The 25,684-nt window shown below is 48.5% G+C and carries 24 protein-coding genes, 1 tRNA gene and 1 rRNA gene; 15 read left to right on the forward strand and 11 right to left on the reverse strand.

The genetic code is table 11. From position 1 onward, the window contains the following. Window positions 1–97, reverse strand: a 16S ribosomal RNA gene (locus ACO0LD_RS29480); the annotation flags it as partial. Between the two features lie 584 nt (window positions 98–681). Between ACO0LD_RS29480 and alkB the strand changes: the two genes are divergently transcribed. Together alkB and ACO0LD_RS29490 are read left to right on the forward strand one after the other, a co-directional pair. Beyond that, window positions 682–1,335 (forward strand): DNA oxidative demethylase AlkB, encoded by a 654-nt coding sequence (gene alkB, locus ACO0LD_RS29485; protein ID WP_423012685.1) that lies wholly within the window; start codon window positions 682–684, stop codon window positions 1,333–1,335. 48 nt (window positions 1,336–1,383) lie between these two features. After that, window positions 1,384–2,289 carry a 5'-nucleotidase gene (locus ACO0LD_RS29490; RefSeq protein ID WP_423012687.1) on the forward strand — a complete coding sequence of 302 codons (906 nt, stop codon included), beginning with the start codon at window positions 1,384–1,386 and terminating at the stop codon, window positions 2,287–2,289. 88 nt (window positions 2,290–2,377) lie between these two features. On the opposite strand, the gene ACO0LD_RS29495 is transcribed toward ACO0LD_RS29490, so the two are convergent. Then, complete coding sequence (locus ACO0LD_RS29495; RefSeq protein WP_423012689.1) at window positions 2,378–4,687, reverse strand: NADP-dependent malic enzyme; 2,310 nt, start codon at window positions 4,685–4,687, stop codon at window positions 2,378–2,380. Window positions 4,688–4,960: 273 nt separating this feature from the next. On the opposite strand from ACO0LD_RS29495, the gene ACO0LD_RS29500 reads away from it, so the two are divergent. The 5 genes from ACO0LD_RS29500 to ACO0LD_RS29520 all read left to right on the forward strand — a co-directional run bounded on the left by ACO0LD_RS29500 (window position 4,961) and on the right by ACO0LD_RS29520 (window position 8,404). Then, complete coding sequence (locus ACO0LD_RS29500) at window positions 4,961–5,440, forward strand: rubrerythrin family protein (protein ID WP_422952300.1); 480 nt, start codon at window positions 4,961–4,963, stop codon at window positions 5,438–5,440. Window positions 5,441–5,480: 40 nt separating this feature from the next. Then, window positions 5,481–5,645 carry a rubredoxin gene (locus ACO0LD_RS29505; protein ID WP_110258335.1) on the forward strand — a complete coding sequence of 55 codons (165 nt, stop codon included), beginning with the start codon at window positions 5,481–5,483 and terminating at the stop codon, window positions 5,643–5,645. Between the two features lie 7 nt (window positions 5,646–5,652). Continuing rightward, a complete protein-coding gene (locus ACO0LD_RS29510; protein WP_423012691.1) occupies window positions 5,653–6,840 on the forward strand; it encodes an FAD-dependent oxidoreductase in 1,188 nt (395 codons plus the stop codon). A 74-nt stretch (window positions 6,841–6,914) separates the two neighbouring features. Next, entirely contained in the window at window positions 6,915–7,883 is a 969-nt protein-coding gene (thiL, locus tag ACO0LD_RS29515) for a thiamine-phosphate kinase (RefSeq protein ID WP_423012693.1), read from the forward strand. Further along, on the forward strand, window positions 7,880–8,404 hold the full coding sequence (locus tag ACO0LD_RS29520) for a phosphatidylglycerophosphatase A (protein WP_423012695.1): 525 nt from the start codon (window positions 7,880–7,882) through the stop codon (window positions 8,402–8,404). Before thiL ends, ACO0LD_RS29520 begins: the two co-directional genes overlap by 4 nt. 175 nt (window positions 8,405–8,579) lie before the next feature. Here the strand turns inward: ACO0LD_RS29520 and ntrC are convergent, their stop codons facing one another. The 4 genes from ntrC to glnA form a co-directional block, all read right to left on the reverse strand. Then, window positions 8,580–10,103 (reverse strand): nitrogen regulation protein NR(I), encoded by a 1,524-nt coding sequence (gene ntrC, locus ACO0LD_RS29525; RefSeq protein ID WP_423012697.1) that lies wholly within the window; start codon window positions 10,101–10,103, stop codon window positions 8,580–8,582. A gap of 77 nt (window positions 10,104–10,180) precedes the next feature. Next, window positions 10,181–11,254, reverse strand: a complete 1,074-nt coding sequence (gene glnL / locus ACO0LD_RS29530) for a nitrogen regulation protein NR(II) (RefSeq protein ID WP_423012699.1) — start codon at window positions 11,252–11,254, stop codon at window positions 10,181–10,183. 86 nt (window positions 11,255–11,340) lie between these two features. Beyond that, window positions 11,341–11,829 (reverse strand): DUF4124 domain-containing protein, encoded by a 489-nt coding sequence (locus tag ACO0LD_RS29535; RefSeq protein WP_423012701.1) that lies wholly within the window; start codon window positions 11,827–11,829, stop codon window positions 11,341–11,343. A 140-nt stretch (window positions 11,830–11,969) separates the two neighbouring features. Further along, window positions 11,970–13,385, reverse strand: a complete 1,416-nt coding sequence (glnA, locus tag ACO0LD_RS29540) for a type I glutamate--ammonia ligase (RefSeq protein ID WP_423012703.1) — start codon at window positions 13,383–13,385, stop codon at window positions 11,970–11,972. Between the two features lie 641 nt (window positions 13,386–14,026). Between glnA and ACO0LD_RS29545 the strand changes: the two genes are divergently transcribed. The 3 genes from ACO0LD_RS29545 to ACO0LD_RS29555 all read left to right on the forward strand — a co-directional run bounded on the left by ACO0LD_RS29545 (window position 14,027) and on the right by ACO0LD_RS29555 (window position 16,549). Then, window positions 14,027–15,829, forward strand: a complete 1,803-nt coding sequence (locus tag ACO0LD_RS29545) for a putative bifunctional diguanylate cyclase/phosphodiesterase (protein WP_423012705.1) — start codon at window positions 14,027–14,029, stop codon at window positions 15,827–15,829. 58 nt (window positions 15,830–15,887) lie between these two features. Then, window positions 15,888–16,352 carry a rhodanese-like domain-containing protein gene (locus tag ACO0LD_RS29550; protein WP_423012707.1) on the forward strand — a complete coding sequence of 155 codons (465 nt, stop codon included), beginning with the start codon at window positions 15,888–15,890 and terminating at the stop codon, window positions 16,350–16,352. A gap of 107 nt (window positions 16,353–16,459) precedes the next feature. Next, window positions 16,460–16,549, forward strand: a tRNA-Ser gene (locus ACO0LD_RS29555). 170 nt (window positions 16,550–16,719) lie between these two features. On the opposite strand, the gene ACO0LD_RS29560 is transcribed toward ACO0LD_RS29555, so the two are convergent. The 4 genes from ACO0LD_RS29560 to ACO0LD_RS29575 form a co-directional block, all read right to left on the reverse strand. Continuing rightward, window positions 16,720–17,343, reverse strand: coding sequence for a hypothetical protein (locus tag ACO0LD_RS29560; RefSeq protein WP_423012709.1), 624 nt, complete (start codon window positions 17,341–17,343; stop codon window positions 16,720–16,722). A gap of 55 nt (window positions 17,344–17,398) precedes the next feature. Beyond that, window positions 17,399–18,415: a DUF2806 domain-containing protein gene (locus ACO0LD_RS29565; protein WP_423012711.1), complete on the reverse strand. Its 1,017-nt coding sequence runs from the start codon at window positions 18,413–18,415 to the stop codon at window positions 17,399–17,401. Between the two features lie 145 nt (window positions 18,416–18,560). Continuing rightward, entirely contained in the window at window positions 18,561–18,695 is a 135-nt protein-coding gene (locus ACO0LD_RS29570; RefSeq protein WP_423012713.1) for a hypothetical protein, read from the reverse strand. Window positions 18,696–18,750: 55 nt separating this feature from the next. Continuing rightward, complete coding sequence (locus tag ACO0LD_RS29575; protein ID WP_423012715.1) at window positions 18,751–19,185, reverse strand: hypothetical protein; 435 nt, start codon at window positions 19,183–19,185, stop codon at window positions 18,751–18,753. Window positions 19,186–19,620: 435 nt separating this feature from the next. Here ACO0LD_RS29575 and ACO0LD_RS29580 point away from each other — a divergent pair, with 435 nt between their 5' ends. The 3 genes from ACO0LD_RS29580 to ACO0LD_RS29590 all read left to right on the forward strand — a co-directional run bounded on the left by ACO0LD_RS29580 (window position 19,621) and on the right by ACO0LD_RS29590 (window position 21,068). Continuing rightward, window positions 19,621–20,010, forward strand: coding sequence for a hypothetical protein (locus ACO0LD_RS29580; protein WP_423012717.1), 390 nt, complete (start codon window positions 19,621–19,623; stop codon window positions 20,008–20,010). A gap of 36 nt (window positions 20,011–20,046) precedes the next feature. Further along, complete coding sequence (locus ACO0LD_RS29585; RefSeq protein WP_423012719.1) at window positions 20,047–20,373, forward strand: DUF6985 domain-containing protein; 327 nt, start codon at window positions 20,047–20,049, stop codon at window positions 20,371–20,373. Between the two features lie 266 nt (window positions 20,374–20,639). Then, window positions 20,640–21,068, forward strand: a complete 429-nt coding sequence (locus ACO0LD_RS29590; RefSeq protein WP_423012721.1) for a hypothetical protein — start codon at window positions 20,640–20,642, stop codon at window positions 21,066–21,068. 243 nt (window positions 21,069–21,311) lie between these two features. On the opposite strand, the gene ACO0LD_RS29595 is transcribed toward ACO0LD_RS29590, so the two are convergent. Further along, complete coding sequence (locus ACO0LD_RS29595; RefSeq protein ID WP_423012723.1) at window positions 21,312–21,809, reverse strand: Lrp/AsnC family transcriptional regulator; 498 nt, start codon at window positions 21,807–21,809, stop codon at window positions 21,312–21,314. A gap of 226 nt (window positions 21,810–22,035) precedes the next feature. Here ACO0LD_RS29595 and ACO0LD_RS29600 point away from each other — a divergent pair, with 226 nt between their 5' ends. Together ACO0LD_RS29600 and ACO0LD_RS29605 are read left to right on the forward strand one after the other, a co-directional pair. After that, window positions 22,036–23,067: a histone deacetylase family protein gene (locus ACO0LD_RS29600; RefSeq protein ID WP_423012725.1), complete on the forward strand. Its 1,032-nt coding sequence runs from the start codon at window positions 22,036–22,038 to the stop codon at window positions 23,065–23,067. An 891-nt stretch (window positions 23,068–23,958) separates the two neighbouring features. Next, complete coding sequence (locus ACO0LD_RS29605) at window positions 23,959–25,665, forward strand: cation:proton antiporter (protein ID WP_423012727.1); 1,707 nt, start codon at window positions 23,959–23,961, stop codon at window positions 25,663–25,665. Window positions 25,666–25,684 lie beyond the last annotated feature (19 nt).

Below are 25,684 nucleotides of genomic sequence, written 5' to 3' on the forward strand. Positions count from 1 at the left end.
CCACTCGCCGCCAGGTTGCCCCGCGCTGCCGTTCGACTTGCATGTGTAAGGCATGCCGCCAGCGTTCAATCTGAGCCAGGATCAAACTCTTCAGTTTAATCTCTGTTTTGTGTTCATTTCTGAACTCCGTTCTTTCGAACGGTGTCGCTCACTCAAAATACTGACAGTTCAATCTCCTATTGCTAGAAGATTGTCTTGCTTTATTTCTTGTGAACACTTGCTATATTATTTAAGCTTTTCCAATCCACCGAAATGAATTGGTGCGCTTCACCAAGTGCCCACATTTATTGACTGTTAATTGTTAAAGAACCAAATTCTTTTCTACCCTGCCAGACCGTCTTCCGATCCAGCTTTGCGTCGCAGCGTTGTGTGCGTCAGCAGCAGAGAAACGAGATTATGAAGCACTTCTTTTTATCTGTCAACACCCTGTTTTTTTATTTCGTTTAGATCAAATCTTTTAGAATCAATCTCAACTACTTCAGGACATTTCCAGACCCTGGCTTTTTGCGTCATTTCTTTCGCTCGAACCAAGAATTACTTCACTTTCTGCACCCGCTCTTCAGCGGGAGGCGAACTATAGCAAATCCCCCGCCTGCTTTGCAAGAGAAATTTTCTTTATGCGCCAAACTTTCAAAAAATGAATTACGCTTATATATGAGATGAGCAAACAGAAGTAAGGCAATGAACTATTCACTATTTGACGATGCCGGTGATGTACAACCCTGGGTAGAAAGCATTTGCGAAGGTGCCGTGATACTGAGGCACTTTTCAGTGAGTCACGAAATTGCATTGATGGATGGCATACAGCACATATTAAGCAAGCACCCTTTCCGGCAAATGCGCACGCCTAATGGTCACCGTATGTCAGTAGCGATGACTTGCTGTGGTGAGGTTGGCTGGGTGTCTGATAGCGATGGATATCGTTACAGTGCTTATGATCCGGAAAATGGCGAGTACTGGCCCGTCATGCCTGATAGTTTTCACTCACTAGCCGTGCAAGCGGCACAAGAAGCTGGTTTTCCTGGTTTCAAACCTGATAGTTGCCTGATCAATCAATATCAGGCAAGGTCACGCCTTAGTCTGCATCAGGATAAAGATGAAAAAAATTTGGGTGCCCCTATCGTCTCTTTCTCATTAGGGATACCTGCGACATTTCTTTTTGGTGGCATGCAACGCACTGATGCCGTCCAGCGCTATCATCTGGCACATGGCGATGTTGTAGTCTGGGGCGGCCCGGCCAGATTGCGTTACCATGGTGTTGCGCCAATCAAGGAGGCAGCGCATCCGCTACTTGGAATACAAAGAATCAATCTGACGTTTCGCCAGGCCATGTGAACAGAAAACCGCTTATCCCGTCACCAAATAACAAGACAACAATTCAATATGCCATTTTCGCTAGACAATCTCCTCGTCATAGGAATTTCTTCTCGTGCGTTATTTGATCTGGAAGCAGAAGAAACCATTTTTCAGGAACAGGGATTAGATACTTATCGCCAGCATCAGCTCAAGGAAGAAAACAGTATACTAAAACCAGGTGCAGGTTTTGCGCTGGTAAAAGCTCTATTAAAACTCAACGAACTGACACCTGGCCACAGACTGGTGGAAGTGGTCATCATGTCGCGCAATTCGTCCGAGACTTCTTTGCGGATATTTAATTCCATCGCCCACTATGGCCTGGACATCACACGCGCAGCCTTATCAGGTGGTTCACCACTGGCCCCCTACTTACTGGCTTTTAATGTCAGCCTGTTTTTATCCTTGCATGAAGATGATGTGCAAGCAGCTATCAATTCAGGCGTAGCGTCGGCGATGTTATATCGACTACCGGAAAATGCTGCTGACCCTGAGCAAATCCGTATTGCCTTTGATGGCGATGCCGTCATTTTTTCAGATGAATCTGAACGCATCTATCAGGAACAAGGCGTGGAAGCCTTTGAGCAGCATGAAAGAGAAAATGCCTTGAAGCCTTTGCCGGAAGGGCCTTTCGCCAGGTTGCTGCTGGCCTTATCGTACCTACAGAATAATTTCAAGACACCCGATGGCCGCGCCTTCCCGCTACGCACTGCCCTGGTGACAGCCCGTGCCTCACCTGCCCATGAAAGGGTGATACGCACATTGCGCGCCTGGAATATCGCGATTGATGAAACCTTCTTCATGGGCGGCGTCAACAAGTCTGCCGTATTGGCTGCCTTCAAGCCACATATGTTCTTTGATGACCAGCATGGTCATTGCCTGCATGCGTCGAATGTTGTACCGACTGGCCGGGTACCGGTTAAACAAGCTAAATAAGCAAGCTAAATAAGCAGACTAAATAAGAGCACTGAAAAACAAAAAAGCCAGCCTTGTAACGAGGCTGGCTTTTTTATCGGATGACAGATTAACGCTGTGCGAGTACGTCCACCACACACAAGGCTGTCATATTGACGATGCGGCGTACTGTCGCTGATGGCGTCAATATGTGCACTGGCTTGGCGCAACCCAGCAAGATGGGGCCAATCGCGACATTATTACCAGCTGTTGTTTTCAACAGGTTATAGGCAATATTTGCTGCATCGATATTTGGCATGACGAGCAAATTGGCATCGCTCTTCAAATTCGAATCAGGCATCATTTTTTTGCGATAGCTGGTATCAAGTGCAGTATCACCATGCATTTCGCCATCTACTTCAAGATCAGGCGCATCACGCTGGATAATCGCCAATGCTGCACGCATTTTTTGCGCAGATTCGCTATTGCTGGAACCAAAATTGGAATGCGATAGCAAGGCCGCTTTAGGCAACAGGCCAAAGCGACGCATTTCTTCTGCAGCCAGAATCGTGATCTCGGCAATTTGTTCTGCCGTCGGGTTTTCATTGACATGCGTATCAACCAACACCAACTGGCGATCTGGCAAAACCAGGCCATTCATGGCGGCATAGACATTCACGCCATCACGCTTGCCCAATACCTGATTGATGTAATTCAAATGCAGGCCCGTTGTGCCAAAGGTGCCGCAGATCATGCCGTCAGCATCGCCCTTGTGGATCATCATGGCGCCGATCAATGAATGGCGGCGGCGCATTTCCAGCTTGGCATATTGCTCGGTCACACCTTTGCGGGCAGTCATCTTGTGATAGGTCTGCCAGTAGTCGCGATAGCGGTCATCTTGCTCAGGATTGATGACTTCAAAATCAACCCCTGCCTTGAGACGCAAACCAAATTTTTCTATGCGCTGGTCGAGGATGTGCGGACGGCCCACCAAAATAGGCGCTGCCAGTTTCTCATCAACGATAACCTGTACTGCACGCAAGACTTTTTCTTCTTCACCTTCGGCGTAGACAATACGCTTGCGTTCAGCCGGTGCTTTTTTAGCGATCTGGAACAGCGGCTTCATGAAAGTACCACTGTGATAGACGAATTGCTGCAGCTTCTCTACATAAGCCTGCATATCCTGGATAGGACGCACAGCCACGCCGCACTCTTCTGCCGCACGCGCTACAGCTGGCGCGATCTTGATCATCAGGCGAGGATCAAAAGGTTTAGGTATCAGGTATTCAGGGCCAAAGGACAGATTGCTGATGCCATACGCAGAAGCAACGACGTCTGATTGCTCTGCCTGCGCCAGTTCGGCAATCGCATGTACGACCGCAATTTCCATTTCACGCGTGATGGTGGTTGCGCCGCAATCCAGAGCCCCACGGAAAATATACGGGAAGCACAGGACATTATTAACTTGATTCGGGTAGTCAGAACGCCCTGTCGCCATAATGGCATCATCACGTACAGCCTTGACTTCTTCAGGCAAGATTTCTGGTGTAGGGTTAGCCAAAGCCAGGATCAGAGGATTTGGTGCCATCAGCTTGACCATATCCTGTTTCAGCACGCCTGCAGCGGACAAACCCAGGAAAATATCTGCATCAGGCATGACATCACGCAGGCTGCGGGCAGATGTTTCTTGCGCGAAGCGTTCTTTGTCCGGGTCCATCAACTCAACACGGCCTTTATAAACCACGCCAGCCAGATCAGTAACGAATATATTTTCCAGAGGAAAACCAAGATCAACGATCAAATCCAGACAGGCCAGCGCTGCTGCACCTGCTCCAGATACCACCAGCTTGGTATTTTTGATAGTTTTACCAACAACCTTCAAGCCATTCAGAATAGCTGCGCCAACTATGATCGCTGTGCCATGCTGGTCATCATGAAAGACTGGTATCTTCATGCGCTCACGCAGTTTGCGTTCTATATAAAAGCATTCTGGCGCTTTGATGTCTTCCAGATTGATGCCGCCAAATGTAGGCTCAAGTGAAGCAATGATGTCGACCAGTTTGTCAGGGTCAGATTCACTGATTTCAATATCGAATACATCAATGCCGGCAAATTTCTTGAACAGCACGCCCTTGCCTTCCATCACCGGCTTGGATGCCAGCGGGCCGATATTACCCAGGCCCAGCACTGCGGTACCGTTGGTAATCACACCCACCAGATTGCCACGGGCAGTGTATTTGAATGCAGCAGTTGGATCTGCGACGATTTCTTCACATGGCGCAGCTACACCAGGGGAATACGCCAAAGCCAGATCACGTTGATTCGTCAGTTGCTTGGTAGCAGTGACACTGATTTTGCCAGGAGTCGGAAATTCATGATATTCCAGCGCTGCCTGACGCAATTGTTGACGTATTTGCTCTTTTTGATCTGACGAATCCATGTGCTTGACCTTCTTTCTATTTTTTTGCTTACGGAAATCTTACTAGTAGAGATTCTAGCAGAGGGAACCCTCTAACTTTATACGTATTTGTACGACTCTTATGCTTTTCAAGCATAACCAAATGCAATTTATTCTGTTAGGCAAAAATACATAGCCCTTAACTATCGAATCGATAAAATCAATTATCTTTTCAAATCAATTATTAAAATCTATGATCTGTCTCACGTTGATAGCAAATGCAAACAACATCCGCAAATAACCAAGGAGAGCATTATGAGCACCCAGGCAAACCCATCCGTCACCATCCAGAACCTTGAATCCGCTTTTGCAGGTGAATCCATGGCCCATATCAAATACCGCTATTTCGCCAAACTGGCGCGTGAAGCGGGTGCGATAGAAATTGCAGAAGCATTTGAAGCAACCGCTGATCAGGAAGTCATGCATGCCTTTGGACATCTGGATTTGCTGTATCCCAAAAGCCAGCTGACACCACAACGTGCCCTGGAAATTGCTATCGAAGGTGAGACTTATGAATACACAGAAATGTACCCAAAATTCCGCCATCTCGCTGTGGAAGAAGGCAACCAGGCTGCTGTCGCTGAATACGATGAGCAAATCGCAGAATCTAAGGAACACGCTGAAAACTTTAAGCGGACTTTAGAAATCGCGGCGAAACGCTTTGCTGCACTGGCCAAGGTAGAAGAACGCCATGCCAATCACTACCGTGCAGTGCTGGAAGCCAATCAGGCCTGAGCCCCCGAAAAACATTCAATTAAAAAATACAGAGGACATTATGAAAACTTACCAATGCATCGTATGCGGCTTTATCTATGAAGAATCCAAAGGCTTGCCGGAAGAAGGCATCGCCGCAGGCACACGCTGGGATGATATTCCAGCAGACTGGGAATGCCCTGATTGCGGCGTTGCCAAAGCTGATTTTGACATGATAGAAATTTGAGGCAGTCATGAAACCCATCGCCATCATCGGTTCCGGCCTGGCTGGTTATACAGCCGCCAGAGAATTCCGCAAGCTCGATAAAACCACGCCCTTGCTGATCTTCACTGGTGATGATGGCGGCTTTTATTCCAAGCCCATGCTGTCGAATGCTTTTGCAATGGGAAAGCAGCCGCAACAATTGCAAAGCAAAACAGTAGATCAGATGGCAGCCGAACTGACTGCCACTATCCTGACTAAAACTCAGGTGAACGGCATCAATACAGAGGCGCAGACCATACAAACCAAAGTGGGTGATTTTGATTATGCCCAACTGGTGCTGGCGCTCGGTGCGCAAGCCATACGCCTGCCCATCGCTGGCAACGCGGCAGACCGCGTTTTGTCGGTCAATAACCTGGCTGACTATGCGGTGTTTCGCGACAAGCTGGCGCAAGCTGGTGACAAGGCCAGGGTCACGATACTGGGCGCTGGTTTGATAGGTTGTGAATTCAGCGATGACCTGGCCAGCGCGGGGCATGAAGTTACCTTGATAGACCCAAACGCCCTGCCGCTCGCTGCGCTGGCACCGACAGCTATTTCACAAGGCTTGCAAGCTGCCCTGAGTGCAAAAGGTGTACAGCTCAAACTGGGTACAACTGCCAGCCAGATTGATGTGCTGGATAATACCTTACAGGTAACTTTGTCCAATGGAGAGAGTTTTAACACTGATGTCGTCTTGTCTGCAGTAGGCTTGCGTGCCGATATACGTCTGGCGCAGGCAGCACAATTGCAAACGGATCGCGGCATTATTATCAATGAATACGGTCAGACCAGTGCGCCTGGCATATTTGCCCTTGGTGATTGTGCGCAATACAAGCAAGCAGATGGCAGCCAAAGCCTGATGCCCTATGTCGCCCCCATCATGACTGCAGCGCGAGCAATTGCGCTAAGTCTGACAGGCCAACTGACCAGCATAGACATGAAGCCTTCCGCAGTGCTGGTCAAGACCCCCAGCTACCCGGTTGCATTGATCCCGCCTGCGTTTGCTGTCAGCAAATCAGGCTCGTGGGAATCAGATCATGCGGATGGCGTTACCACCAGCCGCTACTTTGACGAGGGCAAAAAATTGCATGGCTTTGCAGTTGCCCCACAAGATGCCAAATCGAGAAATGCACTGATTGCAGAATTAACAGAAGCACAAGCAACCCGGCTGAGCTGAATTAGGCAAGCGCACAGTACCGAGGGTGCTGGGGTTTATCTTGAATCCTGAGTCAGCTTAGGTACAATGCGCGCATGCTTTCCGAATTTGATCTCATCAAGCGCTACTTTGCGCAGCACAGCATTCATGACAGCCGCATCGCCCTCGGCATAGGGGACGATTGCGCCCTGCTCAATCCCAGTCCCGGCATGCAGATGGCCATTTCCAGCGACATGCTGGTATCTGGCCGTCATTTTTTCCCGGATGCTGACCCGTACAAGCTGGGTCATAAATGCCTGGCTGTGAATTTGTCTGACCTGGCCGCCATGGGTGCTGCTCCACTGGGCTTTACCCTGGCATTGTCACTACCCGAAGCAAACCAGGATTGGCTGGCAGAATTTTCACGCGGCTTGCTGGCGCTGGCTGATGAATATGGCTGTCACCTGATAGGCGGCGACACCACAAAAGGCCCCTTAAATATATGCATCACAATTTTTGGTGAGCTGCCACCCGGCACTGCCCTGCGCCGCGATGCGGCCAAAGTTGGCGATGACATCTGGGTGTCAGGCACCTTGGGTGATGCCCGCCTGGCTTTAGCGGGCTACTGGAATGAAATCGCACTCAGCGAGTCTGATCATCAATTGGCTGCAACACGCATGCACCAACCCAGCCCGCGTATTGCACTGGGCATGGCCTTGCGTGGTATTGCCCATGCGGCACTGGATATTTCTGATGGTCTGGCCGGTGATCTGGGTCATATCCTGGAAAAATCACAAGTTGGTGCCAGCCTGTTTATTGATTTGTTGCCTGCTGGCCCGGTCTTGCAAACGCAACCACAGCAACTGCGCAGGCAATTTACGCTGAATGGTGGGGATGATTATGAACTGTGCTTTACAGCTCCCGCCAGCAACAGGCAGCAAGTCATCGCAGCAGCAGCAAAATCGCAAACTGCTGTCACGCGCATAGGCCAGATAGAAGCAGATACTGGTTTGCGTTTGGTTGATGAAGATGGCAAACCAGTGCAGCTGCAATATAAATCTTTCGATCACTTCGTCAATCCATGACCACTTTAGAACAAGGCCAGACAGCCATCGTCACCCACCCCGGCTGGCGCTTCATGATGCGACACCCTGCCCATATTCTGGCTCAGGGTTTTGGCAGCGGTTTGTCACCCGTCATGCCCGGAACATCGGGCACCCTGTTTGCGTGGCTGAGTTTTTATGTATTATCCAGCCGCTGGCCTGAAGTATTCACAACCATTAACTGGCTTGCCATCATCGTCATTGGCTTTGCTGCTGGTGTCTGGGCTTGTCATGTCACTGGCAAAAACATGGGTATTGCCGATCATGGCAGCATGGTGTGGGATGAAATCATTGCCTTTTGGCTGGTACTGCTATTCATCGTACCTGCTGATTGGCAAACCCAGTTGTGGGCGTTTATAGGCTTCCGGTTCTTTGACATGGTCAAGCCGCCACCGATAGGCTATTTTGACCGCCGCTTCAAAGGTGGCTTTGGTGTCATGTGGGATGATATTGTGGCGGCTTTCTTTTGCCTGCTGAGCTTTGCACTCTGGCGTAACTTCTAAATAGGACTTACGCAAAACCGCCCCAGCTGCGTTGCAGCTCCTAGCCGTACTAAAGTACTGTCTTCGTCGCTGACGCCTTGCTGGGACAATTTTGCGTAAGTCCTAAAAAAGAATAGTGGCTGCAATCTGCAACCACTATTTTCACTTCTTCATATTGAGTAGTTACTCTGAGTACTTACTCGTCCTTTACCCCATCTATCCCCAGTTCCTGAATTTTGCGGGTGATGGTATTCCTGCCTATGCCCAGACGTATCGCGGCATCATTCTTGCGGCCATGGGTATGACGCAATGCAGCCTTGATGACGACAGATTCAAAACAACGACCCAGTTTGTCGATAACTTCTGACTGTCCTTCTGCCAGCATGGCCGTTGCCTCTGCTTCCAGCAAAGAAACCCAGCTTTCGCCACTGCGGTATACCGGTTTTTCTGGATAGGCACTGCCATTGATTTGTACAGGCTGGCCTGGCAAATGTTCACTACTCCTGCCATATGCTTCATTAACACTACTGCTAACTGGCGTCTGAACTGCACTTACCGCACCTATTGCAATCGGTACCAGATCCTGTGGCAGATCAGGCACTTCCACAGTCTGGCCTGGTGCCATAACGGTGATCCAGTTGCACAGGTTTTCCAATTGGCGGACATTACCCGGAAAATCAAGGCTGGACAAAAATTGCAATGCCGGTTCGGACATACGCTTGACATCCACACCCAATTGCTTGGCACTCTGGTTCAAGAAATATTTAGTCAACAGCGGAATATCTTCGCGACGCTCACGCAGACTAGGCAGGCGCAGGCGGATGACGTTCAGGCGATGATACAAGTCTTCACGGAACAAGCCGTCTTTGACGCGGGTTTCCAGATTTTGATGAGTCGCTGCGATCACGCGCACATTCGCCTTCATAGGCTGGTGGCCGCCAACGCGATAAAAATGGCCATCCGACAAAACCCGCAACAAGCGCGTTTGCAAATCAAAAGGCATGTCGCCAATTTCATCAAGGAACAGCGTGCCGCCCTCGGCCTGCTCAAAGCGGCCACGGCGCGTGGTTTGCGCACCAGTAAAAGCGCCACGTTCATGACCAAATAATTCAGACTCCAGCAAATCCTTGGGGATCGCTGCGGTATTCAGGGCGATGAAAGGTTGAGAAGAACGCGGGCTATGTTTATGCAAGGCACGCGCTACCAACTCTTTACCACTGCCTGATTCGCCCGTGATCAGCACCGTCACATTCGATTGTGACAATCTGCCTATCGCGCGAAACACATCTTGCATGGCAGGTGCCTGACCAAGTATCTCAGGCGTTTCAGACATGCTTTGCTCTACACTGGATTCACGCAGGCTCTCATCCATGGCACGGCGTATCAGCTCTACTGCCTTGTCCAGGTCAAAAGGCTTGGCCAGGTATTCAAAAGCACCGCCCTGAAATGCAGCCACTGCGGACTCCAGATCAGAAAACGCCGTCATGATAATCACAGGCAAGCCAGGATATTTGGCTTTGACGGTTTGCAAGAGTTCAAGGCCGGATGCGCCGTGCATGCGTATATCAGACACCAGCACTTGCGGCGTATCGCTTTGCAAGGCATTCATCGCATCTCTTGCATTGGTGAAGCTGCGGGTTGCCAGATTTTCTCTCGCCAGGGCCTTTTCCAGCACCCAGCGAATTGAATCATCGTCGTCCACTATCCAGATTGGTTTCATATTGTCGTTTTGCAGTCTGTGTTAAGCATATCGATAGAAGGAGCACTTTTGGTGCCGCCACTTTGCCACACCCTTATTTAAGGTAGTGGTATCAGTATCCGGAAATCCGTACATCCTGGCCGGCTCTCGCATTCGATGACACCCATGTGTTGTTCAACGAAAGTTTGTGCCAGCGTCAACCCCAAACCGCTACCGCCTTCCTTGCCTGATACCAGGGGATAGAAAATACGATTGCGAATCTCAGGTGGGATGCCCGGACCGTTATCAATGATATGCAAGTCTAATGCCAGCCTGTAACGAACCTTGGCCAAAGTGATCTGGCGCACCACGCGCGACTTGAAAGTCAGCACGGCGTCGCCCTGCCTGATTCTTTCATTCAGGGCTTGCGCCGCATTGTGGGCAATGTTTAACACTGTCTGTATCAGCTGTTCTTTGTCACCACGAAATTCAGGTATCGATAAGTCATAGTCGCGCCCTATCGTCAGCCCCTGTGGAAACTCAGCAACGATAAGGCTGCGCACACGCTCGCACACCTCATGGATATTCACGTCACCGACGATATGTGGCAAACGATGTGGTGCCAACAGACGATCCACCAGAGTCTGCAATCTGTCAGCTTCCTTGATGATGACCTGGGTGTACTCACGCAATTCGCGCAAGTGGCGCTCGGGTAATTCCAGCTCCAGCAATTGCGCTGCGCCCCGTATGCCACCGAGGGGATTCTTGATCTCATGCGCCAGATTACGGATCAACTCTTTGTTGGCCTTGCTCTGGTCGAGCATGCGCTCTTCCCTGTCGAGCTTGAGCTGCTGTACATTTTCACGCAGTTCTATCAGCACCGGCGTCTCTGGATTGTCGAGTGCAGTGACTATGCTGTGCACATGCAAAGCATCCCGCCCTGCCCGCTCCAGCGTCAAGTCCTGACGCTTGTCCGCAAACTGATGAGCCACTGCCTGATGGAAGACGGCATTCAATTCCTGTCCATTCAGGAACAGGTCAGTCAACTTTAAATGCGTGAGTGATTTGAAGGAAGAATCGAGCAGATTTTCAGCAGCGGCATTGGCAAATAAAATGCAGCCTTCAGCATCCAGCACAATCACGGCTGAAGTCAGCAGATCTAGCCCGGCAAATGAGGTAAGTGGAGTTTTCAAAACTTGTCCATAAAAAAAGGCCGCACAGAGCGACCTTTACGCAAGCATCATGCCCGAACAGCATATTTGCCGTTCACACGGGCAACTTATTTCGCATTGGCAATTTCACGTTTCAGTGCTTCTATGTTTTTTTCGGTGCGGCTAATGTCTTCTTTCATCAAATTGGTGCGTTCCTGATATTTGGCGAAATTTCTTTCATCACCACGACGCTCAGGCTCACCATTATTGTATTCTTTCTTGATGTTCGCCAGTTTTTGCTCTTCAGTCTTCAACTCATCCATCAAAATCTGTTTACGATCAGAATCCCTGGCCTTTTGCGTACTGTCGTCTACCTTGGGGAAATCGCTGGGGCTGCTGGCAGGCTTGCCCTGCGGCTTTTTGCCAGCGGCAGGTGGTGTTGGCGCAGGAAGCACCGTGATGCCCTGCAAATCCACTTTCTTGCAACCTTTGACGGCGCCGGTGTTCTTGTATTCTTTTTTGCCATTATCGTCGACGCACAGATACACCTCAGCCTGTGCATGCGCATAGGCATGCACGCCAATAAAGAGAAGCAATCCTGACAAGAGTCGGTTCATAAATAAGCAATAGTCATTGATAGACTGTAAGTGTATGTCATGCAGCCGTGCAACACAATTACGAACAAATTAGCATTTGTAACAAAAAAAGCGGGGTTACCCCCGCTTTTTTGTGCTTTTACCCTGATTACAGAGAGTAATTACAGAGAATAGTACATGTCAAATTCGACAGGGTGAGTTGTCATGCGATAGCGTTGTACTTCTTGCATTTTCAAATCAATGTAGGCATCGATCATGCTGTCGCTGAATACACCACCACGTGTCAGGAACTCGCGGTCTTTGTTCAATGCATCCAGTGCTTCTTCCAAAGAAGCGCACACTGTTGGGATCAATGCATCTTCTTCTGGTGGCAAATGGTACAGATCTTTGCTGGCTGCTTCGCCAGGATGGATCTTGTTCTGTACGCCATCCAGACCTGCCATCATCAGTGCAGAGAAGCACAGGTATGGGTTAGCCAGTGGATCAGGGAAACGTGTTTCAATACGACGACCTTTTGGATTGGCAACGTAAGGAATACGGATGGAAGCAGAACGGTTACGTGCAGAGTAAGCCAGTTTTACTGGAGCTTCATAACCTGGAACCAGACGCTTGTAAGAGTTGGTACCTGGATTAGTGATCGCATTCAATGCTTTGGCATGCTTGATGATACCGCCGATGTAGTACAGGGCGAAATCAGACAAACCAGCATAGCCGTCGCCAGCAAACAGGTTTTTGCCATCTTTCCAGATGGATTGATGTACGTGCATGCCAGAACCGTTGTCGCCAACGATAGGCTTAGGCATGAAAGTCGCTGTCTTGCCGTAGGTATGGGCAACATTCCAGACTACGTATTTCAGGTTTTGTGTCCAGTCGGCGCGCTCTACCAGCGTAGAGAACTTGGTACCGATCTCATTTTGACCAGCGCCAGCCACTTCATGGTGATGCACTTCAACCGGGATACCCAGGGATTCCAGGATCAGGCACATTTCAGAACGCATGTCCTGAAAGCTGTCGACTGGAGGAACCGGGAAGTAACCGCCTTTAACCGTAGGACGATGGCCAGTATTGCCGCCTTCCAGTTTTTCGCCTGTAGTCCAGGAAGCTTCGTCAGAATCAATCTTGACGAAGCAGCCAGACATGTCCACTTTCCAGCGTACGCTGTCGAAAATGAAGAATTCTGGTTCCGGGCCAAAGTAAGCTGTATCACCAATGCCAGATGATTTCAAATACGCTTCAGCACGTTTCGCGATGGAACGTGGATCGCGGTCATAGCCCTTGCCATCAGATGGCTCGATCACGTCACATTGCATGAACAATGTGGTTTCTTCAAAGAAAGGATCAATATTGGCAGTAGATGGATCAGGCATCAACAACATGTCGGATGCTTCGATACCTTTCCAGCCAGCGATGGACGAGCCGTCGAATGCGTGGCCAGATTCGAATTTATCGATGTCGAACTGGGAAACTGGAACAGTTACGTGCTGTTCTTTGCCTCGGGTATCAGCAAAGCGAAAATCAACGAATTTGACTTCGTTATCTTTCGCCATTTTCAAGACTTCTGCGGCTGTCATTGCCATGTGAAACTCCTCTGAGAGCTAAAAAATAAATTCGGAAATTGCTGAGTGCTGCGCCTGCCAGTTTTGCGTAATATTGACCAACAGACAATCCTTGTCTTATTGCCCTTATTTACAACTTACCAACAACATTTACCCGGCGGCTCAACTCACCGGGGATAATAGCAGAAACCATGCCATCATCCAGATCAGTCATATATAAATCCGAAATTTGTTAAATGCTTGTTTTTGTGGCGTTTTCTTGTCGAAAGTAGAAACGACATAGGATTATGCCAAATCATGTAACGCACCAAAATAATGCGCACTACGTAAAAATTACTATTTTGGTGCAAATTTTAAAGAAAATCATTATTTTGCATAATTTTGGTGCGCTTTTCAGGTGCGGCAAAAAAAACGATTTGTTAGCAACAGCCTTTCATATTGCCACCATGCAAAATAAACAAGCTTGATCAAAATCAACTTTTGCCCGCATAGATCAATATCAAATTGGTGCTCATTTAGACTATCGCATCTTTGCCAGGTTCGTCACGCATCGCCCCAAGGATCTTGTACAGAATCTATAACAACCAGAACCAGAACCTGCCATTGAATACTTTATCCCCATATTTATTATGCTGCCCCACCCCTGCCCGCGAAAGCCGCTTGTGCTTACCGCCCTGAGTTTTGTTCTGGCCATACTGGCAAGCACTGCTCTCACACTAAAACTGGTCAAGTTGCTGCAAGAAGCGCTTGAACAAAAACAACGCCTCAAAAAAATCATCTGCTGGCAACGTGCGAAACGCAGACATGTAGAAGAAGACTTGCGCATTGCCGCCATTGCCTTTGAGGCGCAGGAAGGCATGGTTATCACCGACCAACACCGTACCATCTTACGTGTCAACCTTGCCTTCACCCGCATCACTGGCTATAACCGGGAAGAAGCTCTGGGCAAACAAACCAGCCTGCTCAAATCTGGCCTGCACGGCACTGCGTATTATGAAGACATGAGCAAACAACTTGACACCAACGCCTATTGGCAAGGCGAAATCTGGAATCGCAGAAAAAATGGCGAAGTCTATCCAGAATGGCTAACCATTACCGCAGTCAAGAACCCAAGCGGCAAAGTCATCAACTATGTCGCCACCATGCTCGACATCACCCAAAGAAAAGCTGCTGAAGCAAAGCTGGAACATCTGGCCTATCACGACCCGCTGACCGGCCTGGCAAACCGCAGGCTATTGATAGATCGCCTGCAACACAGCCTGCTGGCAAAGAGCCGCAGTAACCTGTATGGCGCAATACTGTTTCTTGACCTCGATAATTTCAAAACCATCAATGACAGTAGCGGCCACGGCAAAGGCGACATGCTCTTGCAAGTTGCCGCAAAACGCCTGGCCCACAGCATACGCAAGGGCGACACCCTGGCACGCTATGGTGGTGATGAGTTTGTGCTGTTACTCGAAGAACTCGGCGACAACATCCGCGAAACTGCCATAGAAACACAAATGATCGCCACCAAGATCCTCGCAGACCTGGCTGCAGCCTACGATCTTGATCATGCCGAATTCCACAGCAGCGCCAGCATAGGCATCACCCTGTTTGACAAACAAAACACCTCAGCCGAAGAACTGCTCAAGCAAGTTGAAGTCGCCATGTACGAAGCCAAATCCAGCGGTGGCAATACTTTCCGCTTCTTTGACAAAGACATGCTCGATATCGTCAATACCCGCGCAACGCTGGAAGCCGACATGCGCCTGGGCCTGCAACAGGAGCAATTCGTTTTATATTATCAGCCACAAGTCAGCAGCACCGGGCAAGTGACAGGTGCCGAAGCCCTGGTGCGATGGCAGCATCCACAAAAAGGCCTGGTGCCACCCTCTGACTTTATTCCACTGGCAGAAGAATCAGGTCTCATCCTCATCCTGGGTGCCTGGATATTAAAAACCGCTTGCGCAACGCTAGCCGCATGGCAAAAAACCGCAAGCAAACAACACCTGACCCTGGCCGTGAATGTCAGCGCCCGCCAATTCAGGCAAAGCGACTTTGTCGCGCAAGTGCTGGATAACATCGCCCACTACAACATCGACGCCAGCAAACTCAAACTCGAACTGACAGAAAGCCTGCTCATCGATAATATAGAAGAAACCATAGACAAGATGAACCAGCTAAAGGCCAGAGGCGTAGGTTTTTCATTGGATGACTTTGGCACCGGCTACTCATCCCTCTCCTATCTCAAACGCCTGCCGCTGGACCAGCTCAAGATAGACCAGTCCTTTGTGCGCGACATCCTCAGCAACAACAATGACGCAGTCATCACCAAGACCATCATCGCCCTTGGCCAAAGCCTGGGTCTGGCAGTCATTGCCGAAGGCGTAGAGACAGCAGCCCAGCGCGACTTCCTGCAGCAGCAGGGCTGTCTTTCCTACCAGGGTTATCTGTACGGCAAACCCAGTGCCGATTTACTATAAACTAGTGGGCAAGCCAGAAGTACTTTTTTGCAATCACGATTTCATTAAGGGAACCACCATGTCCACAGAACTAACCCTGCAAACAGCACGCCAACGCGGCCAGGAACAAGCTCTGCCATACGCAGGCGCAGTCAGCCCGCAAGAAGCCTTTGCGCTACTGCAAAATGACAGCAAAATATTACTTGTCGATGTACGCACCAATGCAGAGCGCGACTGGGTAGGCAGGGTCAACATCAGCGAAGCCCAACACCTGGCCGTGCAATGGAGCCTCTACCCAGGCGGCACACCCAACCCCGACTTTCTCGCACAACTGCAAGCCAGTGTGCCCGACAAGGACAGCATCATCCTCTTCCTCTGCCGCTCCGGAGTACGCTCACGTCACGGTGCCAAGCTGGCAAGTGAAAACGGCTACGCCAACTGCTTCGACATCCTGCAAGGCTTTGAAGGCGACAAGGACGAACAAGGCCACAGAAAAACCGTAGGCGGCTGGTGCCAAAACGGCCTGCCATGGCTGGGTGCCTGACTTAACCCATAGCAAGATTTACAAAAAACAAGAAAAAAGCTTCCATAATGAAGTTTGCTTTGCTAGAATAGCGGACTTCGCTGTTACGGCAAGTTTTAGCGAATGCAGGAGAGGTGGATGAGTGGTTTAAGTCACACGCCTGGAAAGCGTGCGTAGGTTTATCCCTACCGGGGGTTCGAATCCCCCCTTCTCCGCCATGAATATGAAAAGCCCTTGGATGATTCCAAGGGCTTTTTGTATTTGGGCGTACTCTAAGATCGCCAGCGATTAACCCGCATCCAGCCTACGCACCTCGCAAGCAACGCAAAAACGTCCGGGCAAACAAGGCCCCATCAAAAAGCTAAATCTTGAAGCAGTCGAAAACTGGCTAAATCGTTAGTCTCGTATAATTGGCAATCGCCGTTCGAAAATGGACATTGGGCGTCTCAAAGCATAAATTACTAGCGTCGCCAGAACCGCCAAGCATCGGGCTCACTATGGGGGCGTAATGCATTCCAGTTTTCAATGGGCCAAGCGTTTTGATCGCCGCTTGAAAGCGTTGCTCATCTAAAAACGCATACCTATCATTTAAAACATGGGCAAAAAGCTCTGTTCCATTCTCTGCAACCGTAAAAGCTTCAAACGTATCTATACAAAAAAGCACATACACAACACGTTCGCCATCCCATCTGAAACCCAACTGATCACCGAAGCAAGTTTCTGCAAAAAAAACTGGCCCACCCTGCTGTGGAGCAGGATATACAGCGCGCCAAAAGTCTTTTTTATTCCAATCCTGAAATGAGTCTCTTGGCTGTGGAGTTATGCCGTCCCCGAAAACATATAAAAGCCTGTCTCCCAGGTATCCTGCACCGACACGCTCCCAAAAGGCGATGACTTCCGCTGGAACGTGCGCACTGAGTTCTGTCTCTACAAATTTAACAAATCTAGGTACATCAATAGTATTTTTTACGTTCCTCTCAGAAGGGAATGACATAGAAAAATTTTCAAACATAATTTTCGGTAGATACGCGGGCTAAATATTTGGGATTTGGGTCATTTTGCATCATTCACACTACCAAGGCCAATTTGAAACCTCTTTGATCAAAGTAGGCTGTTAAAACTTTAGAATATTCCTCATTCTCTACTGTTTCGACGATATTCAGAAGCTCTTTACCCGCAGCACTCAGTGCAACACCATATATTTTAAAATCGATAAGACTCTGCAATGTGATCTCTGTTTTTGAAACTAGCGCATAATTGATATCCATATATCTGATAGGGATTTTGGGTCCATTTCCTTCACTAGCAACCGTTTCAAAATACTGCATATAAGAATTATAATCGCCGATGATCAAGCCGTATTCAAACAAGATGTTCAAATCGTTAAACGACAAACCAAAAGCAGCGAGTCCGTTAGATTGGGCGGAGTCTCCAATTGCAATAACCCTTGAGTCAATAACTCGTTCCGGTATAGACATTGTGCAAGTGAGAGAGCAAAGTTTTCTGAACAAGATAGCTGCACGATTGTCCAATTGAGACATTAGCTTAATGGTTCGAATAGAGTATGAACCGGGCTTGTGTATTTCTCCTGCAAGAATCTTACCGAAATGCATTTGCATGTGTTCACTGCTCATATTGACTGCTTCGGCCTCAAAAGCATTTAGCCAATCGTCACTGATATCCTCCACAGTTTTATTCTCTGGAATTGGTGGGAGTTTTTCAATCTCGTCAGCAGTGTGTTGAAGAATTTTTGTCGTATTTACCTGTTGCCGCAATATTTTTCCTGCGTAAGTGTTTGTTGCGATTGCAGCCAAGTCTTCGTCAATCTTGATTGACTTTGCCAATTTCTTGCCAGTCGCTTTTATGACATCAACACGTGCGTCATACATGGCTTTATTAACTGCTGACTGCCCATCTATATGCGAATTCGGAATTTTTAGCATTTGCCCAAATGCCTTGGCAACATTTTTCTTGAGAGCAGAAGTTGGATGAAGAAGATAAGTTTTCAAAAAATCGACAACAGCAGGTACAAAACCATTACTTTCTTCACCGCTTTCAATTTCGTCGCCTGGAAAGTCATCCATTCACGTACCCCTCAAAAAAAATGATAATGCTACCCCCACTATTCAACGCAGCCTGCTCTGCTCGCAAGACTATGCAGATTGGAATAGCAGTAAGGATTCGCATCGATTTGAAATGAATATCGATATTCTTGCAAAAACCTCTGCCTCATTTCGGTTTTGGCGTTTTTTTCGCAGGAATTTTGATTGTTTCAACCACAGCAGTCTTTTTGTTTTTTTCAGCCACTTTTACTGGTATAAATTTTCCTGAGCCAGCATCTCTTCCAATCTTTTTGGTTACCATCTCGAAATCCTCCTAATTAAAAAGTTCATTCATCTGAACATTGATGCAAAAAAACCTACGAATGAACAACCTCATCCGCGTGAGCAAAAACAGGTGATTTTAAAAGGGCCACGCCTATTCTCGGAATAATACGATCAGCAAGATATTTGTTCGTTGTCTGACAAATCGTTTCCTTAAATAGTGCATCCTCGAAAATGTAATTATCACTATCTACATACATCTTCCATACTTCTACATCTTCATCTTTAAGGCCCGCGCAATACTTATATTCAATGCCCATTAAGTCGCCATCACGCACAAGTAAGCGATGCTTCGCACTCAAACGCATCCCAAGACAATCTGCTACCAGCTCATTGTCTTCGACATGAAGTTTATGTGGGCTCCCCTCTTGGTAAGTAAGTTGCTTTACTGTTGCCATAAACGAGTCGTGGGCTTGTTCCAAAATATTCCTCGCTCGTATCGCAATTTCATATCTTCTAGCCGGGTCCATTCAATTCCTCCAGTAATAACCAAACTTAGATGCCTTCTTCTGCTTAAAACAGAAGATCGATGCTTTTAAATCCAGACTCTAATTAACGAATTTATATTTAAATTTAGCAAATGATTTATGTGTACTAATGGTTAATTGTTGTTAATTGATTACCACTGCGAAACTTTAGTGTTTATAACCATACACATTGCCAAACCACCCAAACCTGCGCTTTCCTTGCGTCAGGTGCTGAACACAACTAATCCCGTCTGCGGCCAACCATCCGCGCCCGAAAGTCGTGGTTTTTTTACGTCCATAGGTTTACCTATGGCCGGGTAGCGCGTAACAATACAAGACCCGCAAGGGGAAGTTGCGGGCCATCTGACGGCGGTGTTCAAGTACCCTGCTACCCTCTGAACAAGGGTGAAAATGAACTTATTCCGTCAGGAGGCCATCATGGCTGTTCATACCCCTATTGCGTCTGCAATAGCTGCATCATCACAACCCTCTTTTGCCTTTTTCAAACTCCAAGACCTGCGCGCCAGCTTTGAACGCCTGCGCGGCCTGCAAATCGACGCCCTCAAAGCCATAGGCTTTGACACCCTCCTCGACGACCTCGCCAGCATCTGCGACGCCCTAACCGAGCGAGACCGCATCAACGCCGACTGCGCGTCACCGACAGCCCCCCAAATAGCTCTGCGTACTTACACTCATGATCTAAGATTCGTATCGATATTTTCAGGCCCAACATGCGCACGAGTACCGTACACTAATCGTACCTTGTGGGCCGATGCAATATACCAGCCGGACACAGACGAAAAACTGTGTCTGGTGCAGGCATGCTGATAAAATCGTAGTTCACAAAGTTGCCTAATTATCGCCATGCAAACCTTCATCAAAAATATATCATCAGATGAGAACTTCCCGCTTCGCGGTGAAGTGTTTCTCAACCTGTTTGATCAATATGTAGATTTTTTGACGAAAAACCAAGCATCAATAGACTATGTAGAGCGCTGCGCTGTCTATTTCAACTCACTGGATGCGACTCTCATAGATGCACTGTGCGAAGCCTGTATCCGCAGTTGCAATGAGCGCGCCGCAATGGCCAGCGCACCAGCAAAGACGTTTGCCACTTCGCGAGACGTGCTCAAATTCATTTCGCCATCAGCATTGATTATCCCCAATATCGGCACTAGCGACGCCCCGTAGCCCACGTGGAACTACACCGTACGTGGGACACATCACTCGACCTCGAATGGCTAATAAGAGAAGACAAAATCCTCTATGTCGGCCCTTACATGGATGTCGACCCGTGGGGTGATTTTTTAAACAAAGACAGTTTTAACTGTGCCTAGACCAAACTGTACTGGCTCGGACTCGACCTGACAGCAACTATCAGATGAGTTAGAGTTCTGAGGGCCGCTACCGGACGATCGCGGTCGTAATTCGTTCAACATGAAAAAATAGAGATGCATATGGATCAATCGAAAGTGCTGTATTTCCAGGAAACTTACGGCAAGATGAGAGATGATGAATTAGCGTATCTTATCGCGACGGGAAGTGATGGATTAGTAGAGGAAGCGCGAATGGCGTTGACTACCGTTCTCCAGACGCGAGATTTAAGAAGCATTGAAACTGAGGTGGCAGCGACCGTTAATGACCTGAACAGTCAAGCGGCATTCAAATCTCAACAAATACAGAAGCATAACCAGTTACAAGCCTCTGTTCGAAAAGCATTTCATTTTTTCTGTGCGTTTTTTTTGATTTCGGGTATCGCACTATTAATTTTCGGTGACTATGAACTCGGATCAATATGCGTCGCTGGTGGCCTTATTGGCTCGGCGCTGTTCGAACTTCGTCGGCTTGCTGTCAGATTCATTGTTGCTATCTTCAAGATGAATTAGCCCTGCATATTCGCAAGCATAATTTTAAGGTAATTACTGACATTTTCCCAGGCTCGACATGCGTGTAGGAGCAGGGTCAGGTCGCTCATTCATGCATTTTTAAAGCATTCATCGTACACGGAGCGCGTCTATAAAGTCGAGGCAGATTTCCTTTAGCGATACGACCTGCATTAAGAGTGTATTGGCATTTGGTGAATGTATAGAACCTCATATGTGTTATCAAAGTATATGAACAGTCCCTATTCATATTTTATCTGCCCCAATTATTGGAAGCCGCGTCGATGACTTTATTTCGCGCATTGCCAGGCTTGAGTGGATCATGCTGATCCCAGGTATGACGCGCAGGACATTTTCTACAAAATCGCTGTAAGCATCCAGGTTCTGTGCCACTACTTGTAGCAGATAATCTGCTACACCAGTCACCTTATGGCACGACAAGACTTGCGGGTGTGTCTGGATCACTTCTTCGAAATGCTTGATCGATACATCGGTGACGATCACAAAGCTCACTTGAACAAAAGCCAGGACATCGAGGCCCAGTTTGCGACGATCCAGATTGGCCTGATAGCTGGTGATAAAACCTTCCTGTTCCAGCCGCTTCAGCCTGCGCCAGCAGGGTGTCACGCTTAGTGAAACGTGTTCAGCCAGTTTGGGATTGGACAAGGTACCGTCTTGCTGCAAAAGATTCAGGATGGTTCGATCTGTATCGTCCAGGTCCAGATACTGTTTTTTCCCGTTCATTTCTAATGACTCCTCAATTTCCCGTACTTAAATCATACTTCCCGCTAGCGTGGCGGACCAAGCTAATTTGCTTAAGTAGAGAAAAATTGAGTCTATTAATTTTTTATTTCAATCATTTTTAGTCTATTATTCTAATTATGTGCCATTTAACATGCTAATAAAGCACAGCAATTCCATCTACTGAGCGCGATAATAATTTCTACTTCCCACACTCAGGCAAATCAAGATGCTCACCATTTATAGCGATAAACACCGGCTGCACCATGGCACCGAACTGAAAGATGGGGTTTTAAAACCTTGTGTGGAAATGCCGGACCGCGCTGACACCGTGCTGGCGCGTGTGCGTAGTGCAGCTCTGGGTGAGATCATGGCACCGCACGACTATGCATCGTCCTCATATAGCACTGTACACAGCGAACGCTACCTCAGTTTTCTTGAAAATGCGTGGTCCAGGTGGGTAGCTGCCGGGCGTTCGCATGATGCTTTGCCGCTGATCTGGCCGGTGCGTGATTTGCGCAGTGATATTGAGCCTGATCATATCGACGGCAAACTGGGGTTTTATGCGATGGATGCTGGTGTGCCCATCACTGCAGGCACATGGGAGGCGGTGCGCACCAGCGCAAATCTCGCATTGACGGGTATGGAGGCGATCGCAGACGGTGCGTCCAGCGCTTTTGCCTTGTGCCGCCCTCCTGGTCATCATGCTGCAGCAGAATACATGGGTGGTTACTGCTACCTGAACAATGCTGCCATCGCCGCACAAGGCTTTATCGCCAAAGGCGCTAAACGGGTTGCTGTGCTTGATGTGGATTACCACCACGGCAATGGCACCCAAAGCATTTTTTATGACCGTGCCGACGTACTGTTCATTTCCCTGCATGGTGACCCCAAAAATTCTTACCCGTATTTTATGGGTCATCGTGATGAACAAGGTCATGGTGCGGGCATGGGCTTCAATCACAATTATCCGTTACCGCACGGCACTGCCTGGGACACCTATAGCATCGCGCTGGCTGATGCCTGCAGCAAGCTCGCTGCCTATGCGCCAGATGCAATCGTGGTCTCGCTTGGCGTTGACACTTTCAAAGACGACCCGATCAGTCAATTCAAGCTGGAAAACCACGATTACCTGCGCATGGGCGAAGCTATTGCTGGCATCGGCAAACCCACTTTGTTTGTGATGGAAGGCGGCTACATGGTAGATGACATCGGCATCAATGCAGTCAACGTATTGCTGGGTTTTGAAGGGCATCGCTGACTAAGTCGGGTTTTAGTATTCATACACATTGCGAGAAATTATGTGTACTCATACCGGGAAAATCTACAGCATGCTGTATATCCAGCAGGTATTTAATACTAGGCTGAACGGCCACCATGCAATATCCCAAGCTTGCATGCAGGGCAAGCCTGCCCATCTTCAAATTCAATCACAATAGACTCAACAGCTGTGCACTTGATGCAAATCAGATCTGGCAGGTAGCGGCCATCGCGCAATGCAACCTCAAACAAAATATGTTGCCCTGTACCCTTCCAGTTCCAGATTCTTGGTACTTTCTTTTTCGCTTGTTGCTTAGTATGTTCCTCTTGCACGCATGTACATAATTCCAGCAATTCAGCCACGCCTGGCCCCCTAGGGTTCTCGGTCGGGAAGATATAGTGCTGCAAGCATTCTATACAGACTGCCTCGAAAAACCCCCGCATCTCGGGAACAAATCCACGAGTGTCATAACTATGATTGCTTTGAAAGAAAAAATCACATGAACTGCAGGTGCTTACATGGCCCCATAGTGATCCCATTGTTTTTCCTCAAATATGATTTTCTTCAATGCTCGTTCAATGCTCGTATTATGAACTTTGCTTGCAATATGAAGGCTTAAAATAATCAAAAGAATCATTTCGATTAAGCATATATCAAAATAAGACCAAACCAAATTTCTTGACCACAAGCAATATTAACTCTAGTATTTCCCACTGCACTGACAAAGCCAAGTATGCTCTACTTCAAATCGCTTGAAGTGTTTGATACCTAGCTACCCGAAATATAGCAATGCCCGCCGCTAGCCACATGCAAATGATGGCATCCGAATACTCAATCATATCCACTCACTATCACGCGCTATGAAGCGGGTGATTTAATTTAAGGAGCCGAATGGACCACAGCATTTCTTTAATCACCACTGTCGCTGCAGCTTTTGCGGGGGCGCTGGTTCTTGGTTTTATTGCTGAGAAGATCAAGGTGCCAGCATTGGTCGGCTATTTACTGGCAGGGATCGTGATTGGCCCTACCACGCCCGGCTTTGTAGCCGATGTGCATATTGCGTCACAGTTGTCAGAGATAGGTGTGATGTTGCTGATGTTTGGGGTGGGCCTGCATTTCTCGCCTGCTGATCTGTTGGCGGTGCGGCGCATTGCGGTTCCTGGTGCGGTATTGCAGATGGGGGTCACAACGGCTGTGGGTATGGCGATTGCATCATGGTGGACCTGGAGTGTGGGTGGTTCATTGATATTTGGTTTATCGCTGGCCTGCGCCAGTACGGTAGTGCTGTTGAAGTCACTGGAAGCACGCAATCTGCTTAACACCATGAATGGCCGCATCGCAGTAGGCTGGCTGGTGGTGCAGGACTTGGTGACTGTGCTGGTCCTGGTGTTGCTGCCGCCCTTAGCAGGTGTATTGGGTAGCACGACAGCGGTCGTCGCGAGTACGACTCCACTGTGGATCACGATAGGTAAAACTCTGTTGCAGGTGTCTGCATTTATTGCATTGATGCTGGTCGTGGGCCGCCGTGCATTGCCGTGGCTGTTGTGGCAGGTGGCGCGCACGGGTTCACGTGAATTGTTCACGCTGTCGGTGGTTGCATCTGCAATTGGTATTGCTTATGGTGCTTCGGTCGTATTCAGTGTGTCATTTGCGCTGGGTGCCTTCTTTGCTGGCACGGTAATGCGTGAATCAGAGTTTAGTCATCGTGCGGCAGAAGAATCATTGCCTTTACGGGATGCGTTTTCAGTTTTGTTTTTTGTATCAGTGGGCATGGTGTTCGACCCTGCCATTTTAATGGCGCAACCATTGCGTGTGCTGTGCGTGGTGGCAATCGTCATACTGGGTAACTTCTTTACTTCATCAGCGCTGGTGATCTTGCTGCGTTACCCGCTCAATACTGCCTTGTCGATAGGTGCAAGCCTGGGGCAGATTGGTGAGTTCTCCATCATCCTGGCTGGTTTGGGCTTGTCGCTGGGTTTGTTACCTCAAGAGGGCATGAGCTTGATACTGGCAGGCGTGTTGATTTCCATAGGATTGAATTCTTTTCTGTTCACGCTGATCGGGCCGCTCAGGAAATGGGCGCTGTCACATTCTGACCTGGCGAGGGAACTCGATCAAAGGCAAGACCCTTACGCTGAATTGCCGATGACGACAGAACGCAAATTCCTCGAAGGCCAGGTGGTTCTGGTGGGCTATGGCAGGGTTGGCCGCCGTATTGCGCAGGCCATGGATGAACGCGGTATCCCTTATGTGGTGGCAGAACAAAATCGCGAAATAGTTGAAGACTTGCGCAAAAAAGGTATTGCTGCCGTCTCAGGCAATGCCGCTGACCCTGCAGTATTGATACAGGCGCACATCACCAATGCTGCAATGCTGGTGGTGGCCACACCAGATACGCTGCATGTGCGGCAGATGGCAAAAACTGCCCGCACCTTGAACCCTGGCATAGAAGTTTTGTTGCGCACGCATAGCGAAGATGAATCGATCATGTTACGCAAAGAAGAGATAGGTGATGTCTTCTATGGTGAAGAAGAACTGGCCAAGGGTATGGCCATACACATATCAAATCGTTTTAAACCTGAGGATGTAGGGCATTAAGCAATGCAATGCCCTGGCA

It is taken from the genome of Undibacterium sp. Ji83W, from assembly GCF_049340385.1.
Taxonomy (GTDB): Bacteria; Pseudomonadota; Gammaproteobacteria; order Burkholderiales; family Burkholderiaceae_D; genus Undibacterium.

Excerpts from the sequence above, each read along its gene's own strand:
- glnA (WP_423012703.1), bottom strand. The coding sequence starts at position 13,385 with ATGGCAATGACAGCCGCAGAAGTCTTGAAAATGGCGAAAGATAACGAA.
- ACO0LD_RS29535 (WP_423012701.1), bottom strand. The coding sequence starts at position 11,829 with ATGAACCGACTCTTGTCAGGATTGCTTCTCTTTATTGGCGTGCATGCC.
- ACO0LD_RS29510 (WP_423012691.1), top strand. The coding sequence starts at position 5,653 with ATGAAACCCATCGCCATCATCGGTTCCGGCCTGGCTGGTTATACAGCC.
- ACO0LD_RS29570 (WP_423012713.1), bottom strand. The coding sequence starts at position 18,695 with ATGGTAACCAAAAAGATTGGAAGAGATGCTGGCTCAGGAAAATTTATA.
- ACO0LD_RS29595 (WP_423012723.1), bottom strand. The coding sequence starts at position 21,809 with ATGAACGGGAAAAAACAGTATCTGGACCTGGACGATACAGATCGAACC.
- ACO0LD_RS29520 (WP_423012695.1), top strand. The coding sequence starts at position 7,880 with ATGACCACTTTAGAACAAGGCCAGACAGCCATCGTCACCCACCCCGGC.
- thiL (WP_423012693.1), top strand. The coding sequence starts at position 6,915 with ATGCTTTCCGAATTTGATCTCATCAAGCGCTACTTTGCGCAGCACAGC.
- ACO0LD_RS29580 (WP_423012717.1), top strand. The coding sequence starts at position 19,621 with ATGGCTGTTCATACCCCTATTGCGTCTGCAATAGCTGCATCATCACAA.
- ACO0LD_RS29505 (WP_110258335.1), top strand. The coding sequence starts at position 5,481 with ATGAAAACTTACCAATGCATCGTATGCGGCTTTATCTATGAAGAATCC.
- ACO0LD_RS29490 (WP_423012687.1), top strand. The coding sequence starts at position 1,384 with ATGCCATTTTCGCTAGACAATCTCCTCGTCATAGGAATTTCTTCTCGT.
- ACO0LD_RS29590 (WP_423012721.1), top strand. The coding sequence starts at position 20,640 with ATGGATCAATCGAAAGTGCTGTATTTCCAGGAAACTTACGGCAAGATG.
- ACO0LD_RS29600 (WP_423012725.1), top strand. The coding sequence starts at position 22,036 with ATGCTCACCATTTATAGCGATAAACACCGGCTGCACCATGGCACCGAA.
- ACO0LD_RS29585 (WP_423012719.1), top strand. The coding sequence starts at position 20,047 with ATGCAAACCTTCATCAAAAATATATCATCAGATGAGAACTTCCCGCTT.
- ACO0LD_RS29495 (WP_423012689.1), bottom strand. The coding sequence starts at position 4,687 with ATGGATTCGTCAGATCAAAAAGAGCAAATACGTCAACAATTGCGTCAG.
- ntrC (WP_423012697.1), bottom strand. The coding sequence starts at position 10,103 with ATGAAACCAATCTGGATAGTGGACGACGATGATTCAATTCGCTGGGTG.
- ACO0LD_RS29575 (WP_423012715.1), bottom strand. The coding sequence starts at position 19,185 with ATGGACCCGGCTAGAAGATATGAAATTGCGATACGAGCGAGGAATATT.
- ACO0LD_RS29565 (WP_423012711.1), bottom strand. The coding sequence starts at position 18,415 with ATGGATGACTTTCCAGGCGACGAAATTGAAAGCGGTGAAGAAAGTAAT.
- ACO0LD_RS29605 (WP_423012727.1), top strand. The coding sequence starts at position 23,959 with ATGGACCACAGCATTTCTTTAATCACCACTGTCGCTGCAGCTTTTGCG.
- ACO0LD_RS29560 (WP_423012709.1), bottom strand. The coding sequence starts at position 17,343 with ATGTTTGAAAATTTTTCTATGTCATTCCCTTCTGAGAGGAACGTAAAA.
- ACO0LD_RS29550 (WP_423012707.1), top strand. The coding sequence starts at position 15,888 with ATGTCCACAGAACTAACCCTGCAAACAGCACGCCAACGCGGCCAGGAA.
- alkB (WP_423012685.1), top strand. The coding sequence starts at position 682 with ATGAACTATTCACTATTTGACGATGCCGGTGATGTACAACCCTGGGTA.
- ACO0LD_RS29500 (WP_422952300.1), top strand. The coding sequence starts at position 4,961 with ATGAGCACCCAGGCAAACCCATCCGTCACCATCCAGAACCTTGAATCC.